The 16517-nt window shown below is 44.2% G+C and carries 15 protein-coding genes; 1 reads left to right on the forward strand and 14 read right to left on the reverse strand.

Translation table 11 applies throughout. The features are described 5' to 3' along the window. Positions 1-3 precede the first annotated feature (3 nt). On the reverse strand, positions 4-1047 hold the full coding sequence (gene recA / locus K5620_RS14695) for a recombinase RecA (protein ID WP_016402831.1): 1044 nt from the start codon (positions 1045-1047) through the stop codon (positions 4-6). A gap of 169 nt (positions 1048-1216) precedes the next feature. Between recA and mutS the strand changes: the two genes are divergently transcribed. Then, positions 1217-3781 (forward strand): DNA mismatch repair protein MutS, encoded by a 2565-nt coding sequence (gene mutS, locus K5620_RS14700; protein WP_016402832.1) that lies wholly within the window; start codon positions 1217-1219, stop codon positions 3779-3781. A gap of 69 nt (positions 3782-3850) precedes the next feature. Here the strand turns inward: mutS and rpoS are convergent, their stop codons facing one another. From rpoS to relA, 13 genes are all read right to left on the reverse strand, one after another. Beyond that, complete coding sequence (gene rpoS / locus K5620_RS14705; RefSeq protein ID WP_016402833.1) at positions 3851-4801, reverse strand: RNA polymerase sigma factor RpoS; 951 nt, start codon at positions 4799-4801, stop codon at positions 3851-3853. Positions 4802-4856: 55 nt separating this feature from the next. After that, entirely contained in the window at positions 4857-5660 is an 804-nt protein-coding gene (locus K5620_RS14710) for a peptidoglycan DD-metalloendopeptidase family protein (protein WP_152781628.1), read from the reverse strand. A 4-nt stretch (positions 5661-5664) separates the two neighbouring features. Then, complete coding sequence (locus K5620_RS14715) at positions 5665-6243, reverse strand: YqaA family protein (protein ID WP_016402835.1); 579 nt, start codon at positions 6241-6243, stop codon at positions 5665-5667. Further along, positions 6240-6881: a protein-L-isoaspartate(D-aspartate) O-methyltransferase gene (locus tag K5620_RS14720; RefSeq protein WP_040307426.1), complete on the reverse strand. Its 642-nt coding sequence runs from the start codon at positions 6879-6881 to the stop codon at positions 6240-6242. The genes K5620_RS14715 and K5620_RS14720 overlap by 4 nt, the downstream gene beginning before the upstream one ends. Continuing rightward, a complete protein-coding gene (gene surE, locus K5620_RS14725) occupies positions 6881-7636 on the reverse strand; it encodes a 5'/3'-nucleotidase SurE (protein WP_016402837.1) in 756 nt (251 codons plus the stop codon). Before surE ends, K5620_RS14720 begins: the two co-directional genes overlap by 1 nt. After that, positions 7617-8672: a tRNA pseudouridine(13) synthase TruD gene (truD, locus tag K5620_RS14730; RefSeq protein WP_016402838.1), complete on the reverse strand. Its 1056-nt coding sequence runs from the start codon at positions 8670-8672 to the stop codon at positions 7617-7619. Before truD ends, surE begins: the two co-directional genes overlap by 20 nt. After that, positions 8669-9145: a 2-C-methyl-D-erythritol 2,4-cyclodiphosphate synthase gene (gene ispF, locus K5620_RS14735; RefSeq protein WP_215426456.1), complete on the reverse strand. Its 477-nt coding sequence runs from the start codon at positions 9143-9145 to the stop codon at positions 8669-8671. The genes truD and ispF overlap by 4 nt, the downstream gene beginning before the upstream one ends. 6 nt (positions 9146-9151) lie before the next feature. After that, positions 9152-9856 carry a 2-C-methyl-D-erythritol 4-phosphate cytidylyltransferase gene (gene ispD / locus K5620_RS14740; RefSeq protein ID WP_016402840.1) on the reverse strand — a complete coding sequence of 235 codons (705 nt, stop codon included), beginning with the start codon at positions 9854-9856 and terminating at the stop codon, positions 9152-9154. A gap of 23 nt (positions 9857-9879) precedes the next feature. Then, positions 9880-10167 carry a cell division protein FtsB gene (gene ftsB, locus K5620_RS14745; RefSeq protein ID WP_016402841.1) on the reverse strand — a complete coding sequence of 96 codons (288 nt, stop codon included), beginning with the start codon at positions 10165-10167 and terminating at the stop codon, positions 9880-9882. A gap of 136 nt (positions 10168-10303) precedes the next feature. Beyond that, positions 10304-11602, reverse strand: coding sequence for a phosphopyruvate hydratase (eno, locus tag K5620_RS14750; protein WP_016402842.1), 1299 nt, complete (start codon positions 11600-11602; stop codon positions 10304-10306). 63 nt (positions 11603-11665) lie between these two features. Next, complete coding sequence (gene pyrG, locus K5620_RS14755) at positions 11666-13297, reverse strand: CTP synthase (RefSeq protein WP_040307427.1); 1632 nt, start codon at positions 13295-13297, stop codon at positions 11666-11668. A 134-nt stretch (positions 13298-13431) separates the two neighbouring features. Then, positions 13432-14247 carry a nucleoside triphosphate pyrophosphohydrolase gene (gene mazG, locus K5620_RS14760; RefSeq protein ID WP_016402844.1) on the reverse strand — a complete coding sequence of 272 codons (816 nt, stop codon included), beginning with the start codon at positions 14245-14247 and terminating at the stop codon, positions 13432-13434. 22 nt (positions 14248-14269) lie between these two features. Then, complete coding sequence (gene relA / locus K5620_RS14765; protein WP_016402845.1) at positions 14270-16489, reverse strand: GTP diphosphokinase; 2220 nt, start codon at positions 16487-16489, stop codon at positions 14270-14272. Positions 16490-16517: the final 28 nt, after the last annotated feature.

The following is a 16517-nucleotide window of genomic DNA, read 5'->3' on the forward strand; positions in this document are numbered from 1 at the left end:
CGCTTATGCTTCTTGATCGACTGGCGCTTCAGCGGCAGGCTCTTGCTCTTCGAGCTCAACCTTATTTAACAGGTTATTACGAATCGTCATCTCAATTTCTTGAGCAACTTCTGGATGCTCTTTTAAGTAGGTAGAAGCATTTGCTTTACCTTGACCAATTTTATTGCCTTTGTAAGAGAACCAAGCACCGGCTTTATCAACCAGCTTCTCTTTAACACCTAGGTCAACCAGCTCACCGTAGCGGTTAAAGCCTTCACCATACATAATCTGGAATTCAGCCTGCTTAAACGGTGGTGCAATTTTGTTTTTAACCACTTTAACGCGAGTTTCGTTACCAACAACTTCATCGCCAGCTTTTACTGCGCCAATGCGGCGAATGTCTAAGCGAACCGAGGCGTAGAATTTAAGTGCGTTACCACCAGTAGTAGTTTCAGGGTTACCAAACATTACACCAATCTTCATACGAATTTGGTTAATGAAGATACACATACAGTTAGTTTGCTTGAGGGTACCAGTTAGCTTACGTAATGCTTGAGACATCAAACGCGCTTGCAGGCCAACGTGGCTATCGCCCATGTCACCTTCAATTTCTGCTTTTGGTGTTAAGGCTGCCACCGAGTCAATAACAATCATATCTACAGCGCCAGAGCGGGCTAACATATCGGTAATTTCTAGAGCTTGTTCACCAGTATCTGGTTGAGATACCAATAGGTTGTCTACGTCTACACCTAGCTTTTTTGCATAGATAGGGTCTAAGGCATGCTCGGCGTCAACGAACGCACATACTTTACCCACTTTTTGGGCTTGCGCGATAGCTTCTAAAGTAAGTGTGGTTTTACCAGAACTTTCAGGACCATAGATTTCAATCACACGGCCCATTGGCAAGCCACCCGCACCCAAAGCAATATCAATTGATAAAGAACCAGTAGAAATGGTTTCAATATCCATGGTACGGTTATCACCAAGCTTCATGATTGAGCCTTTACCAAATTGCTTCTCAATTTGGCCTAGGGCCGCAGCTAATGCCTTTTGTTTGTTCTGATCCATATCGCCCTCGTTAGGTGCTTTTAACTATCTTGTTGAACAGTAGTATACTGGGTATTCATACAGTATCAAGTTTATTCCATAAAATTCCTAAAAGAGTTTTGCCTAATTAGCTGGCAGCTTTTATCCTTGCAGCTTCGTTCAACTAAATAGCAATAATTCGATTACGCTGATGACTGAAACAAACCTAGAAAAACATACGCCAATGATGCGCCAGTACCTTAATTTAAAGGCGCAACACCCTGATATTCTGCTGTTCTATCGTATGGGCGATTTCTATGAGTTGTTTTATGAGGATGCAAAACGCGCATCTGAACTAATGGATATTTCGCTAACCAAACGTGGACAATCAGCCGGTACGCCGATTCCCATGGCAGGCATTCCCTATCACGCGGCCGAGAACTATCTTTCACGACTAGTACAATTAGGCGAGTCAGTCGCGATTTGTGAACAGATTGGCGATCCTGCTACCAGTAAGGGCCCCGTCGAACGCAAAGTAGTTAGAATCATCACCCCTGGTACAGTAAGTGATGAAGCGCTACTAGAGGAAAAGCAAGACAACTTACTAGTTAGCGTTGTGAATCAGCAGGAACAAATTGGTCTTGCTTATCTGGATATTGCCAGTGGTCGCTTCGTTATCAATCAGTTTAATGGTGAGGATCAACTTCAAGCCGAACTACAGAGACTAAACCCAGCCGAATTGCTCTACCCCGACGATTTTGAATTTTACCCAAGTTTGCAAAGCTACAAAGGCCTACGCCGACGCGGTGAGTGGGAGTTTGATTTAGCCACAGCAGAAAAAGTGCTAAACCAGCAATTTGGTACTCGTCATCTAGATGGTTTTGGCGTGAGTGAATATCCCCTCGCCCTGTCGGCAGCGGGTTGCTTATTGCAATATGTACAGGATACCCAGCGCACCGCATTGCCACATATCAATGCAATTATTATTGAAAGCCAAAGCCAGTTTATTCAGTTAGATGCAGCTAGTCGCAAAAACTTAGAGCTTACTCGAAACTTGGCCGGCACTTATGACAATACTCTCAGCGCCATTTTAGATCGCAGCGCCACCGCCATGGGTAGTCGTTTGCTCAACCGCTGGATCCATCAACCGTTGAGCAATCAGCAAGAAGTTGTCGCTCGCCAAGATTGTATTGCCGAGATCTTAAGTGCTGACCTCTATCCGCAACTTCAAAGCATTCTTAAATCCATAGGCGACATTGAGCGTATTTTGGCGCGTTTAGCCCTGCGCTCTGCTCGTCCTCGGGATCTTGCTCGCTTACGCAATGCTTTTGACCAACTACCCGAGCTGCAAAGTTATTTACTTAACTGCCAAGCGTTAGCCCCTTTAGCTAAAAACATCGGTGAGTTTCCAGAGACTCTAGCACTGCTACAAAATGCAATTATTGATAACCCTCCAGTACTTATTCGAGATGGTGGGGTTATTGCGCCAGGCTACAACCAAGAACTGGATGAGTGGCGTAACTTAAGTGACGGGGCTACTCAGTTTTTAAGTGACATAGAACAACGTGAGCGCGAACAAACTGGCATCGCTAATCTAAAAATTGGCTATAACAAAGTGCATGGTTTTTATATCGAAGTTAGCCGAGCCCATGCAGAACAAGTACCTGAGCACTATATTCGTCGCCAAACTTTAAAGAATATGGAGCGCTACATCATCCCCGAGCTTAAAGAGCACGAAGAAAAAGTGCTTTCTAGTCAAGGTAAAGCACTAGCCCTTGAAAAACAGTTATACGAGCAACTACTCGACCTGTTAATGCCAGAGCTAAACAAAATGCAACAAAGTGCTCAAGCCATTGCTCAACTAGATGTTTTAGCTTGTTTGGCAGAAAGAGCCGAAAGCCTAAACTACTCTCGCCCAAGCTTTGTGAAAAACTCAGGTATTAGTATCCAAGGCGGCCGTCACCCGGTTGTAGAGCATGTAAATGAAACACCATTTATTGCCAACCCAGTTCAGCTATACAAACAGCGCCAGCTATTAATAGTTACAGGCCCTAACATGGGCGGTAAATCGACCTATATGCGCCAAACAGCACTTATCTGTTTGATGGCTTACATGGGAAGTTATGTTCCGGCTGATAGCGCAGAGCTTGGACCAATAGATAAGATTTTCACTCGTATTGGTGCGTCTGATGATCTGGCAAGTGGTCGTTCTACCTTTATGGTCGAGATGACTGAAACTGCAAATATATTACACAACGCCACAGCCAATAGCCTAGTACTGATGGATGAAATTGGCCGAGGAACAAGCACTTATGATGGTATGTCATTAGCTTGGGCTGTCGCGCAGGCATTAGCTAAAATTAAATCACAAACGCTTTTTGCTACTCACTATTTTGAGTTAACTCAGCTTCCAGAATTGTTGGAAGGGGTAGCTAATGTGCATTTAGACGCGGTTGAACATCAAGACACCATCGCATTTATGCATCAAGTACAAGATGGCGCGGCGAGTAAAAGCTATGGCTTGCAAGTAGCTGCTCTTGCTGGCATTCCAAAAGCAGTCATCAACCAAGCGAAACGAAAGCTCAAACAACTTGAGGCGATTGAGCCTGCTGGCTCAAATGCAGTGAATGGAGACTTAGCTGCTCAGTTAAACATGGACTTAGGCGAACCAGAACCTCACCCGGTTGTTGAGCAGCTTAAACAGCTCGACCCCAACGAACTAACTCCTAAAGCAGCTTTAGATTTATTGTATAAACTAAAACAGCAGAGCCATTAAACTACATGTTCATTCAACAACTAAAAAAGGAAGCCTAAGCTTCCTTTTTATTATCTAATATTTCTTTATCTACACTTTAAACAGCGAATCTATAGATAGATTCTGTAGAGAAAGTATGTCACGTAAGCGACGTAGCGCTTCAACCTGAATTTGTCTAACACGCTCGCGAGTTAAGCCTATCTCACGGCCAACATCTTCCAGCGTAGACGCTTCATAACCAAGTAAACCAAAGCGACGTGCTAATACTTCGCGTTGTTTGCTATTTAACTCTCCTAACCAACCAACGATACTATTTTTCATATCGTCGTCTTGGGTTCGGTGTTCTGGTCCGTGGTCATTCTCATCTGAAATGATATCAAGCAAGGCTTTGTCATTATCCCCACCGATAGGCGTATCAACTGAGCTGATGCGTTCGTTTAGACGTAACATCTTAGTGACATCTTCAACCGGACGATCTAGCGTTTCAGCAATCTCCTCGGCGGTTGGTTCGTGATCTAAACGGTGTGCTAATTCACGTGCAGTACGTAAATAAACATTTAGTTCTTTCACCACATGAATCGGTAGTCGAATAGTTCGAGTTTGATTCATGATTGCTCGTTCGATGGTTTGACGAATCCACCATGTAGCATAGGTAGAGAATCGGAAACCACGCTCGGGGTCAAATTTTTCCACTGCTCGGATCAAACCAAGGTTCCCTTCCTCGATTAAATCTAGCAGTGCTAAACCACGATTATTGTAGCGGCGAGCAATTTTTACTACCAAGCGAAGATTACTTTCAATCATTCTTTTACGCGCGGCTTCATCACCTCTAAGGGCGCGGCGGGCATATAGGACTTCTTCTTCGGCGGTAAGTAATGGAGAGAAACCAATTTCGCCAAGATAGAGCTGAGTAGCATCTAAACTCTTGGAAACATCGGCTTGCATGATGTCGTCTTTATCTGATTTTTTATCAACAGTTTGATTCTTCGAATTTTCTGTTGAAACGCTTTTAAGTTTTACAGCAGTTTTTACTTGGGTCATAGCATAACCTCCCTGAACAAGACCTGATTGCTATTATTGTTATGTGCAATCTAGGCTAGAGTGCCGGTAGATACTTAGCTGGATCTACTGACTTTCCTTTGAAACGGATCTCAAAATGTAATCGCGTATCGGTTGTTCCTGTATCGCCCATATCGGCGATATGTTGCCCTACTACTACTTGCTGTTTTTCTTTGACACGTAAACGACTGTTATGAGCGTAAGCACTTAAATAATCATCATTGTGTTTTATTATTATTAGTTTTCCGTAACCCCGTAATGCACTTCCTGCATACACCACTCGACCCGGTGCTGAAGCTACGATTTTTTGGCCTTGCTTACCGCGAATATCTAGGCCTTTATTACCATTCTCTTTGTTAGAGAAACCCTTGATAATCTTGCCTTTTGTTGGCCAAACCCAGCCTTTGACGGGACCGGTTTGAGCCTTCACGGTAACTTTCGGCGAGTTTTTAGCGTATGCCTTTGTTGACGTTGATTCAAGTTCTTTTGACGATTTATTAACATCTTTAACTTGCGGCTTCACAGTTTTATGCTTATTGGTTTTAGCTTTACTGGTTTTAACACTGCTAGCTTTCAGATTTATAGTTTGACCAACATATATTGTGTATGGAGGCGGAATATTATTTCTTTTTGCTAATTGTTCGGGGTCGATCCCAGCCCGCCAAGCAATCGAGTACAGTGTTTCGCCCTTTTTTACTTTATAACTGGAGCTATTTAGGACACCTCGAGTCTCTTCGTTATAAGTTCCTGCATTAGTAACTGGCGCGGGGCCGCCTTCTCGACTACACCCTTGTAGCAAGCAAACGAGAAACACTAAGCCCAAATAACGCCAGTAATTCATAGTGTTAACGAAGCATCAAGTACGCTACCACAGCTAAAACCACAACTAACCAACCTAAAATTTCTACATATTTACGCAATTGAGCTTCCATTTTTTCGCCGCCCCACATCATCAAGCCAGCCACCAAGTAGAAGCGCATACCGCGCCCAACTAAAGAGATAAGCAAAAACGGGATAAATGCCATATTCAGAATACCGGCAGTTAAGGTGAAGACTTTGTATGGAACTGGGGTGAAGCTAGCCACAAAAATTACTAATACCCCCCACTTTTCAAACCATTCAAAGGCCACATCCATTTTATGCTGGTAGCCGACCGATTTAATCAGCGGCTCCACAAGAGGCTCGTAGAAAAACTGACCTAAGGCATAACCCAAAGCCGCCCCTAATACTGAGAAAATAGTCGCCAACATAGCAAAGCGTAACGCTTTATTAGGGCGAGATAGCGCCATAGGCGCCAGCATGACATCGACAGGAATAGGCCAAAAGATAGATTCTATAAAACTCATCCCTGAAAGATAACGTACCGCATGGCGGTGCTCAGACCACGTCATCACTCTATCGTATAAGGCACTAAAAATTTTCACGCTAATTCACCATTAATTAAAGGAACAAAACGAACGGGTTCAAGATTACGTTGGGTAAAACCTTGGGTTTGTTTTTCTACTAAGATAAGCGACTGTTGCTGCTGTTGCTCACCTACTGGAATAATCATTTGGCCACCTACACTCAATTGCTCAACTAACGCTTGAGGAATAGCTGCTGCAGCGGCAGTTACAATAATTGCGTCGAATGGCCCTTTGCTTGCCCAACCTTGCCAACCATCGCCATGTTTTGTTGCAACATTATGTAAATCGAGCATTTTTAAGCGGCGTTTGGCTTGAAACTGCAAGGTTTTAATCCGTTCAACTGAGTAAACTTGGTCGACTAAAGAAGCTAAAACCGCAGTTTGATAACCCGAACCGGTGCCAATTTCGAGCACTTTTTTTGGCTGAGTTTGCAGCAATATTTCAGTCATTTTGGCCACAATATAAGGTTGAGATAAGGTTTGCCCTTGACCAATTGGCAGAGCGGTATTATCCCAAGCTTGATGTGCAAGCGCTTCATCAATGAAATACTGTCGGGGTAGTTTAGCGATAGCGTTCAAAACGGCTTGATTTTGTATACCGTGCTGACGTAGTTGATTCACCAATTTCACACTATTTGGGCTTTCGCCAAATTGCATTACCTTGCCTCCCAATCCTTGATCCATGTGTCTAGTTTGCCAATAAAGCTGTGGGCTGTCATATCTATTGTTAAAGGTGTTATTGATACATAGCCCTGAGCAACAGCGTGAAAGTCGGTGCCTTCACCTGCATCTTGCTTTTCTCCAGGTGGACCAAGCCAATAAATATCGTGGCCACGTGGATCTTGTTGTTTAACCATCACTTCTGCACGATGCCGGCTGCCAGCCCGAGTTACCTTTACGCCCTTAATCTGCTCCATTGGCAAATCAGGAACGTTCACATTAAGAATTTGATTACTCGGTAAGGCATGCTCGCGCAGTTGCTTAATCAACTTTAAAGTTACTTCTGCAGCGGTTTGATAGTGCTTCCCTTCACTGCCTACTAACGATACAGCAATTGCTGGTAAACCCAAGTTTCTTCCTTCCATTGCTGCAGCAACGGTACCAGAATATAGTACGTCATCACCAAGGTTGGCTCCTGCGTTAATACCCGCCACCACGAGTTCTGGTAGCTCATCCACTAACTCGTTAATCGCCAGATGCACGCAATCTGTGGGCGTCCCCTTAACAGAGATAGTTTGTTCATCTAAGTGCACAATGCGTAAGGGATTTTCTAGAGTTAAAGAGTTACTGGCACCGCTACAATTGCGGTCTGGGGCAACCGTTAACACCGGCGCTAGTTGCTTTAAGCACTGCGCTAAGCATTGAATGCCAGGTGCATGAATACCATCATCATTACTCACTAATATGGTCATGACCTTCACCTTGGCAATTTACTATTTCACGCAATATGCTTGTTGCGTAGTTTCCTGCACTTAGGTAGAAGCTCAGTACTAAGTCATTACCATCAAGCTTCGCGCTAAACTGTTGTGGTTTAAGAGCCAAAGCCCTGCGCTCCATCTTCAAACCTGCTTCATTTAAGCCTGTAATAATTTGAGGGTAGAGACTCAGTACGCTTTGCTCAAAACGCAAAGCATCCTCTAAGCAAGCTAACTCCCCCTTCCCAACCATAGGTGCAGAAAGCTCAATTTCGCCTTGCTGGAAACGCTCAACAATATCTGCATCAACTTGCTCAGCGACAAAATAAGCATTGCTGCTAGCAAATTTCATCACATCACCAGTTAGTACTTCAGAAAAATGCTGCTGGGCGATTCGTTCACTCACAGCTCGGTTGAACACTAAGCTACGCGCGGCCGAGAGGTAAATACTGCGTTTATCGCGGTTTTTAATGCGCTTACCGGCAAACATAGCTAAAGCACTGTCTATATTGCTGGCGCCTCGTCCAAAACGCTGCGCTCCGAAGTAATTTGGCACTCCCGCTTTTGCAACTAACTCTGCGCGGATTAACGCATCTTTCGCATCTGATACATCACGCAAACGGATCTTAAAATTGTTTCCAGACAAGGCCCCGCGTTTTAGCTTTCGGTTATGCCGCTCAACGGCAACAACTTTTACCCCATCGCCCAACAGCTCGGGTAACTCAACATTAGGCTTTCCGGGCAACTGAATACTAAACCATTGAGTTGTTACCGCGTGGCGATCCTTTAAACCCGCGTAGCTAATCACTTTAGGGCTTACTTGGCAGGCTTCGGCCAGCATTTTTACCACCCATGAAGTATTTTCACCGGTTTTTTCCACCTTCACCATCATGTGTTCGCCATCGCCACTAAACTCAAAGGGCAATACTTCATCCACACAAAAATCAGCGGCTTGTTGCTTTAAGATACCGCTGCTTTGTGGTTTACCATGGAGATAATTGAGCTGGTTAATTTGCTCTAGGTAATCACTCACTTAATTTTCTCCAGTAATACAACGGCATGACTAGAGATACCTTCTTTACGCCCTTCAAAACCAAGCTTTTCGGTTGTTGTGGCTTTTACATTAATTTGGCTTATATCGGCCTGCAAGTCTTCTGCAATATTTAGCCGCATGGCTTCTATGTGCGGCGCCATCTTAGGTGCTTGAGCCACAATGGTTAAATCAAGATTTGCCAGTTTAAAGCCGCGCTCAAATATCTGCGCGACCACTTGGCGTAATAAAATTCGCGAGTCGATGCCGGCATATGCCTCATCATTGTCGGGGAAATGGTGACCGATATCGCCCAAGGCTAGTGCACCTAACAAAGCGTCACATAAAGCGTGAAGAGCAACATCGCCATCAGAGTGAGCAACAAATCCTTGCTCGTAAGGAATGGCGACACCAGCAACCATTAATGGGCCTTCACCACCAAACTTGTGAACGTCAAAACCGTGGCCAATGCGAATACTCAATTATATTTCCTCTTCATTCTGTTGCTGGCTGATAAACCATTTTGCTAAGGCCAAATCTTCTGGGCAAGTCACTTTAATGTTATCGCTACGCCCTGTCACTAAACTCACCGGGCAGTTCGCCCACTCCATAGCAGACGCTTCATCGGTAATCGCTGTGCCAGTTAACAAGGCATTTTGTATATTGTCTTTAAGCTGCTTAACCTTAAACATTTGTGGGGTTAATGCATGCCAAAGCTGTTCTCTAGATACCGTTTGGGCAATTTTGCCATCGGCACCGCGTTTCATCGTATCGCGAACTTGAGTGGCTAAAATACCACCACATTGCTGTTGCTCTACGGCGCTAATTAATTTGCTAATGTCACTTTGGGTAATACAAGGTCTGGCCGCATCATGGACTAAAATCCATTCATCTTGCTTAGCCGCCTTGAGCCCAGCTAACACAGAGTCAGCCCGCTCATCACCACCAACCACCGTATTAATGCGTCCGTCTTTGGCTAAGGGTAATTGGTAAAACCAAGTGTCGTTGGGGTGCAATACAATGATTAAGTTTTTAATTGCAGGGTGGGATAAAAAGACCTTGGCGGTAGTTTCTAAAATGGTCTGCTCACCTAAACGTAAATACTGTTTAGGAAGCGAGGCTTGCATACGACTACCAATACCTGCGGCAGGTAACAGCGCAGTATATTGCTTGCATTCAGATTTCATGAAATGTTGATACTCGGAGCCACTTATTGTTCTATTTCTGAGGACGGAATTATGCGATAAAAAGTTTCACCCTGCTTAATCATGCCAAGTTCATTACGCGCATGCTCTTCTACCGCGTCTAAACCACTGCGTAGATCAGCAATTTCGGCAACTAACACCGAGTTTCTCTGCGCTAATTCTTGATTTGCTAAGTCATGCTTGGTGACCTCTTCACGCAGCGCGAAGTAGTCATTAAGCGAGTTTTTGCCAAACCACAGTTGATACTGCAACAGCAAAACAATCAATATCAGTAAAATCTTAAACGAACGCATGGTTCCTCCCTAACAGAGATAATCCCATAAAGCCGTTTGTTACTCCATAAGCAGCGTGTTATTTATCTAAATCCTAGGCAAAAAAAATCCCCGCTAGTGCGAGGATTTTTAAAGCTATCGGCTTAATTCAAAAGAATTACTGGCCTTTAACTTCTTTAAGACCGTTGTAAGGTGCTTTTGAACCTAGAGCTTCTTCGATACGTAGAAGTTGGTTGTACTTAGCAACACGGTCAGAACGGCTTAGTGAACCAGTTTTGATTTGGCCAGCAGCAGTACCAACAGCTAGGTCAGCGATAGTTGCATCTTCAGTCTCGCCTGAACGGTGAGAGATAACAGCAGTGAAGCCAGCGTCTTTAGCCATTTTAATTGCAGCCAAAGTTTCAGTTAAAGAACCGATTTGGTTGAATTTAATTAGGATAGAGTTAGCGATGCCGTTGTCGATACCACGCTTAAGGATCTTAGTGTTAGTTACGAACAAATCGTCACCAACTAATTGGATTTTGTCACCTAGAAGTTTAGTTTGGTGAGCAAAACCGTCCCAATCAGACTCGTCTAAGCCGTCTTCAATAGATACGATTGGGTACTGTTCAGTAAGATCTTTAAGGAAGAAGTTGAACTCTTCTGAAGTGAATTTCTTACCTTCGCCTTTAAGGTCGTAGATGTTAGCTTCTTTGTCGTAGAACTCAGAAGCAGCACAATCCATAGCTAGAGTGATGTCTTTACCTAGCTCGTAACCCGCACCAGCAACAGCTTCTTTAATTGCAGCAAGTGCAGCTTCGTTTGACTCTAGGTTTGGAGCGAAACCACCTTCGTCACCAACAGCAGTTGAGTGACCACCAGCTTTAAGAACTTTAGCTAGGCTGTGGAATACTTCAGCGCCCATACGAAGGCCTTCACGGAAGTTAGCAGCGCCAACTGGCTGAATCATAAATTCTTGGATGTCTACGCTGTTATCTGCGTGCTCGCCGCCGTTGATGATGTTCATCATTGGAAGAGGCATAGAGTAAACACCTGAAGTACCGTTTAGGTCAGCGATGTGAGCGTATAGTGGTACTTTCTTAGAAGCAGCAGCAGCTTTAGCAGCAGCTAGAGATACAGCTAGGATAGCGTTAGCACCAAAGTTAGCTTTGTTGTCAGTGCCGTCTAGGTCGATCATGATTTGGTCAAGCTCAGCTTGAGCCAATGCGTCTTTACCAGCAAGTGCTTCTGCGATTGGGCCGTTTACAGCTTCAACTGCTTTTAATACACCTTTGCCTAAGTAACGAGCTTTATCGCCGTCACGTAATTCTAGGGCTTCACGTGAACCAGTTGATGCGCCAGATGGAGCAGCAGCCATACCGATAGAACCGTCAGCTAGGTGTACTTCAGCTTCTACAGTTGGGTTACCGCGTGAATCCATGATTTCGCGACCAAGTACTTTTACGATATTAGACATTACTAATTTCCTCTATATAAATGAACTTCTAACTCTCTAAAAAACATTACTCGCTAATTGAGTCTAGCGAGCTTTATTAAATTCACCAGCTGCCTTTACAAAACCTGCAAACAACGGATGTCCATCGCGAGGCGTAGACGTGAATTCAGGGTGGAATTGTGCTGCCACAAACCAAGGGTGAGCTGGGTTTTCTATGATTTCTACTAACTTTTTATCCGAAGAAAGACCAGTTACCTGTAAGCCTTTCGCGGTAATTTTTGGCAATAAAGTATTGTTAACTTCATAACGATGGCGATGGCGCTCATAAATCTCTACGCTGCCATATAACTCTGCCACCTTAGACCCTTTGGTTAAGTGACAAAGCTGCGAGCCAAGACGCATTGTGCCGCCTAGGTCAGAATCTACATCACGAGTTTCTACTTTACCGTCTTCATCAATCCACTCGGTAATTAAACCAACTACAGGGTGTTTTGATTTAGGGTCAAACTCACTTGAGTGGGCACCTTTTAAGCCAGCTACGTTACGAGCGTATTCAATTAACGCTACTTGCATGCCTAAACAAATACCCAAGTAAGGTACATTGTTCTCACGAGCATATTGTGCGGCCAAAATCTTGCCTTCTACGCCACGCTCGCCAAAGCCGCCTGGTACTAAAATCGCATCTAAGTCTTTTAGTACATCGGTGCCTTTTACTTCAAGATCTTGAGAATCTACATATTGAATTTTCACACTTAAACGGTTTTTAAGTCCGCCGTGTTTTAGCGCTTCATTAACTGATTTATAAGCGTCAGGTAATTCAACATACTTACCCACCATACCAATAACAATCTCATTGGTTGGGTTAGCTTCTTCGTAAATAACTTGTTCCCACTCGCTCAAATCAGCTTCTTCGCACTCTATACCGAAACGTTCGGTCACTAGAGCGTCTAAGCCTTGAGACTTAAGCAATGCTGGAATTTTGTAGATGCTATCAACATCTTTTAAGGAGATTACCGCACGGTCTGGCACGTTAGTGAACAAAGCGATCTTAGCTCGCTCATTAGCAGGAATTGCACGGTCACTACGACAAATAAGAATGTCAGGCTGAATACCGATAGAACGCAACTCTTTAACCGAGTGCTGAGTAGGCTTAGTTTTTACTTCGCCAGCGGCACCTAAATATGGAACTAAGGTAAGGTGCATGTACATGGCGCGTTCGCGGCCAATCTCGGTACCTAATTGACGAATAGCTTCTAAGAAAGGTTGCGATTCGATGTCACCCACGGTGCCACCAATTTCAACAATGGCTACATCTACACCTTCGCCGCCCGCCACAACACGCTCTTTAATTGCGTTAGTGATATGAGGGATCACCTGGATAGTTGCGCCTAAGTAATCTCCACGACGTTCTTTAGCCAGTACATCAGAATAAACACGACCCGTAGTGAAGTTATTGCGCTTAGTCATTTTGTTACGAATGAAACGCTCGTAGTGACCCAAATCTAAGTCAGTTTCAGCGCCATCTTCGGTTACAAATACTTCGCCGTGTTGGATCGGGCTCATAGTGCCGGGATCAACGTTAATGTACGGGTCAAGCTTCATAATGGTCACTTTAAGACCGCGAGCTTCGAGGATCGCAGCTAATGATGCAGCGGCAATACCTTTACCCAAGGAGGATACTACGCCTCCAGTGACGAAAATGTACTTTGTTGTCATGTCTAACCTGAGAAGTTGGATGTGTTAAGGGCGTATCTGCGATACTTGGACGGGGGCATAGTATAGCAAAGCCTCTTTAACACCACAATCAATGTCACTCTATCAAGACTAAGATTTAGTGGTTTTGTTGTAAATCAATTTTTGTAATTTTCTTTCACTTTATCCCACAGCGCATCCATCTCTGAAAGGCTCATACTTTCTAAGTTTTTCCCCGAATCCCTTGCCAGCGCTTCAACGCCTTGGAATCTACGGGTAAACTTTTGGTTAGCAGAACGTAGTAAGTCTTCTGCATCAAAATCACAAGCTCGGGCTAAATTTACGCAAGAAAACAACAAATCACCGATTTCTTCAGCAATATCTTGCTGATTCTTCTCGGCAATGGCTTGCTTAACTTCCACTAACTCTTCTTCTACCTTATCAATAACAGGAGCCACATCTGGCCAATCAAAACCCACATTAGCACAACGCTTTTGTAGTTTTTGCGCTCGACTTAAAGCCGGAAGCGCCAAGGGAACATCGTCTAAAACACTCACGCTGCTAGATTGCGCTTTACTGGCGCGCTCTTTAGCTTTTTCAGCTTCCCAATTAGCTTTAATGGCCGCTTCATTCTTAAAAGCTTGTTCAGTGAAAACATGGGGATGACGGCGAATAAGCTTTTCACAAATACCATCAACCACATCGGCAAAATCAAAATCACCCTGCTCTTTAGCAAACTGTGCATAGAACACCACCTGAAATAGCACATCACCTAACTCAAGCTTCACTTCTGAAAAATCTGCTTGCTCTAAAGCTTGGCTAATTGCATCTGCCAGCTCGTAGGTTTCCTCAATGGTATAAGGAACAATACTTTGCCAATCTTGCTTTTGGTCCCAAGGGCAACCGGTTTCTGGGTCGCGCAGCTGCGTCATAATGCTTAACAGCGTCTCTATGCTATAAGGGCGTTGTGACATTGAAATGAAAATTCCTGACTAGTTAACGTAAACGGCGCGCTTCGATAATATGGTTAAGCTGATTTATTTTGGCTAATACCCGCGATAAGGTTTCCAAGTTATAAATCTCTATTTCCATATCAATGGTAGCGGTTTGGCTTTTTACATCTGAGTGGCTTTGCATCCCCATCACATTCACTTTGTCGTTAGCCAACACAGTGGTTACATCACGTAACAAACCACTTCGATCATTGGCAATAATGCGAATGGTTAAACTATAACTGCTGGCAGTATTGTCGCCCCATACTGCATCAATAACTCGCTCTGGTGTGCGACTCACTAACTCAGCAAGCTGTTCACAGTCGTGACTATGGATAGAAATACCACGCCCTTGGGTAATAAAGCCTTTAATACTGTCACCCGGAATAGGCTGACAACATTTAGCGATATGAGTCATCAGGTTACCAACGCCATCTACCACGATGGAATCTTTAGCCCGTTTTTTCTTTTGGCCGTGATGCTCTGCCTTTTTGGCAATGGTTTCTAATGCTTGGCGATCTTCTTCTTCTGCAGTTGGCTTATTGAGCGTGGCCTGCAAATGGTGAATCAATTGACTTAGTTTTACATCACCCGCGCCAACAGCAGCCAGCAAATCTTCGAGATTCTTAACATTGAAACGCTCTACACACAGCTCAGCATCACTCAGTTTAAAACCATGTTTATGTAACTCTGCTTCAAGCAGCTCTTTACCGGCAACTTGGTTTTTGTCTTTGTCTTGTTTTTTAAACCAGGTAGCTATTTTATTGCGCGCTCGCGAGGACTTCACATAGCCCAAATTGGGATTAAGCCAATCGCGGCTGGGGCTAGATTCTTTTTGAGTAATAATCTCGACTTGCTCACCAGTGTGTAACTGGTATGTGAAAGGGACAATTCTGCCGCCAATTTTGGCGCCAATACAGCGGTGCCCCACTTGGCTATGCACATAGTAGGCAAAGTCTAAAGGCGTGGAGCCGGCTGGCAAATCAATCACTTCACCGCTTGGGGTGAATACATATACCCGGTCGTCAAATACTTGAGAGCGCAGCTCCTCAAGCATTGCACCATTTTCGGCAATATCGTCTTGCCATGCTAATAGCTTACGCAACCAAGCAATTTTATCTTCGAAGTCATTTCGACCGCCGCTGCCACCCTCTTTGTACTTCCAGTGAGCGGCCACGCCAAGCTCAGACTCTTCATGCATTTGCTTGGTTCTGATTTGAACCTCTATCGACTTGCCTTCTGGTCCAATCACCACGGTGTGAATAGATTGATAACCGTTCGGCTTTGGATTGGCAACATAGTCGTCAAACTCGCTGGGGATATGGTGCCAGGAGGTGTGTACTATGCCTAATATGGCGTAACAATCTTGCAGTTTTTCGGCCACAATCCTAATTGCACGCACGTCAAACAACTTATCGAAAGATAAGTCTTTTTTCTGCATTTTTCGCCAAATGCTGTAAATATGTTTTGGGCGACCATAAACTTGTGCATCAATGCCTGCAGCTTCAATATCCTGCTGCAACTTAGCCACAAAATCATCGATATACTGGGTTCTTGCAAGGCGTTTTTCATCTAGCTGCTTAGCAATTTGTTTGTAGGTGACCGGATGCAAGTAGCGAAAGGTAAAATCTTCTAACTCCCACTTTAATTGGCCTATCCCCAAACGGTTCGCTAGCGGAGCATAAATGTCCTGGCTTTCTTTGGCCGCTAATACGCGGATCTCTTCTTCTTCATTTTTTACTTCTCGTAAGAAGCAAATACGCTCGGCCAGCTTGATCACAATAGCGCGAACATCCCCCACCATGGCCAGCAGCATCCGTCGCACATTATCTATTTGCCCAGATGACAGGCTTTTGTTTTGACCGGTTCTTAGCGCCTTCATCGCGTCCATTTGCGCCGCATCGTGACGCAACTTGATCACTTCATCACTAAATTGTGGGCTAAGTTTTTCTTCTGCTAGTAAACCAGCATCAACAAACGGAAATAACAACGCAGCTTCTAGGGTAGGCAAATCCATGTTAAGGGTAACCAAGATTTCCACCATCTCCTTACCCTTGGTTAAACAACGATGGACTTGGTCTTTATCTGCTTCTAAAGCACGAAAGTAGTTGCTGGCGGCAAACAAGTGCTGTTGATCTTCTACCGCAATATCAAGGCTAGCAACCCACTGATTCTCATCAAATAAAAGTTGTTCATTTAGATGTGTTTCTCGTACCGAAACCATACAACAAAAATTCCTATATCAATGCTAC

This window comes from Agarivorans albus, from assembly GCF_019670105.1.
GTDB lineage: Bacteria > Pseudomonadota > Gammaproteobacteria > Enterobacterales > Celerinatantimonadaceae > Agarivorans > Agarivorans albus.

Bases quoted from the DNA above. Each gene is read 5' to 3' on its own strand.
- recA (WP_016402831.1), bottom strand. From the start codon at position 1,047: ATGGATCAGAACAAACAAAAGGCATTAGCTGCGGCCCTAGGCCAAATT.
- mutS (WP_016402832.1), top strand. From the start codon at position 1,217: ATGACTGAAACAAACCTAGAAAAACATACGCCAATGATGCGCCAGTAC.
- rpoS (WP_016402833.1), bottom strand. From the start codon at position 4,801: ATGACCCAAGTAAAAACTGCTGTAAAACTTAAAAGCGTTTCAACAGAA.
- K5620_RS14710 (WP_152781628.1), bottom strand. From the start codon at position 5,660: ATGAATTACTGGCGTTATTTGGGCTTAGTGTTTCTCGTTTGCTTGCTA.
- K5620_RS14720 (WP_040307426.1), bottom strand. From the start codon at position 6,881: ATGCAATTTGGCGAAAGCCCAAATAGTGTGAAATTGGTGAATCAACTA.
- surE (WP_016402837.1), bottom strand. From the start codon at position 7,636: ATGACCATATTAGTGAGTAATGATGATGGTATTCATGCACCTGGCATT.
- ispD (WP_016402840.1), bottom strand. From the start codon at position 9,856: ATGAAATCTGAATGCAAGCAATATACTGCGCTGTTACCTGCCGCAGGT.
- ftsB (WP_016402841.1), bottom strand. From the start codon at position 10,167: ATGCGTTCGTTTAAGATTTTACTGATATTGATTGTTTTGCTGTTGCAG.
- eno (WP_016402842.1), bottom strand. From the start codon at position 11,602: ATGTCTAATATCGTAAAAGTACTTGGTCGCGAAATCATGGATTCACGC.
- pyrG (WP_040307427.1), bottom strand. From the start codon at position 13,297: ATGACAACAAAGTACATTTTCGTCACTGGAGGCGTAGTATCCTCCTTG.
- mazG (WP_016402844.1), bottom strand. From the start codon at position 14,247: ATGTCACAACGCCCTTATAGCATAGAGACGCTGTTAAGCATTATGACG.
- relA (WP_016402845.1), bottom strand. From the start codon at position 16,489: ATGGTTTCGGTACGAGAAACACATCTAAATGAACAACTTTTATTTGAT.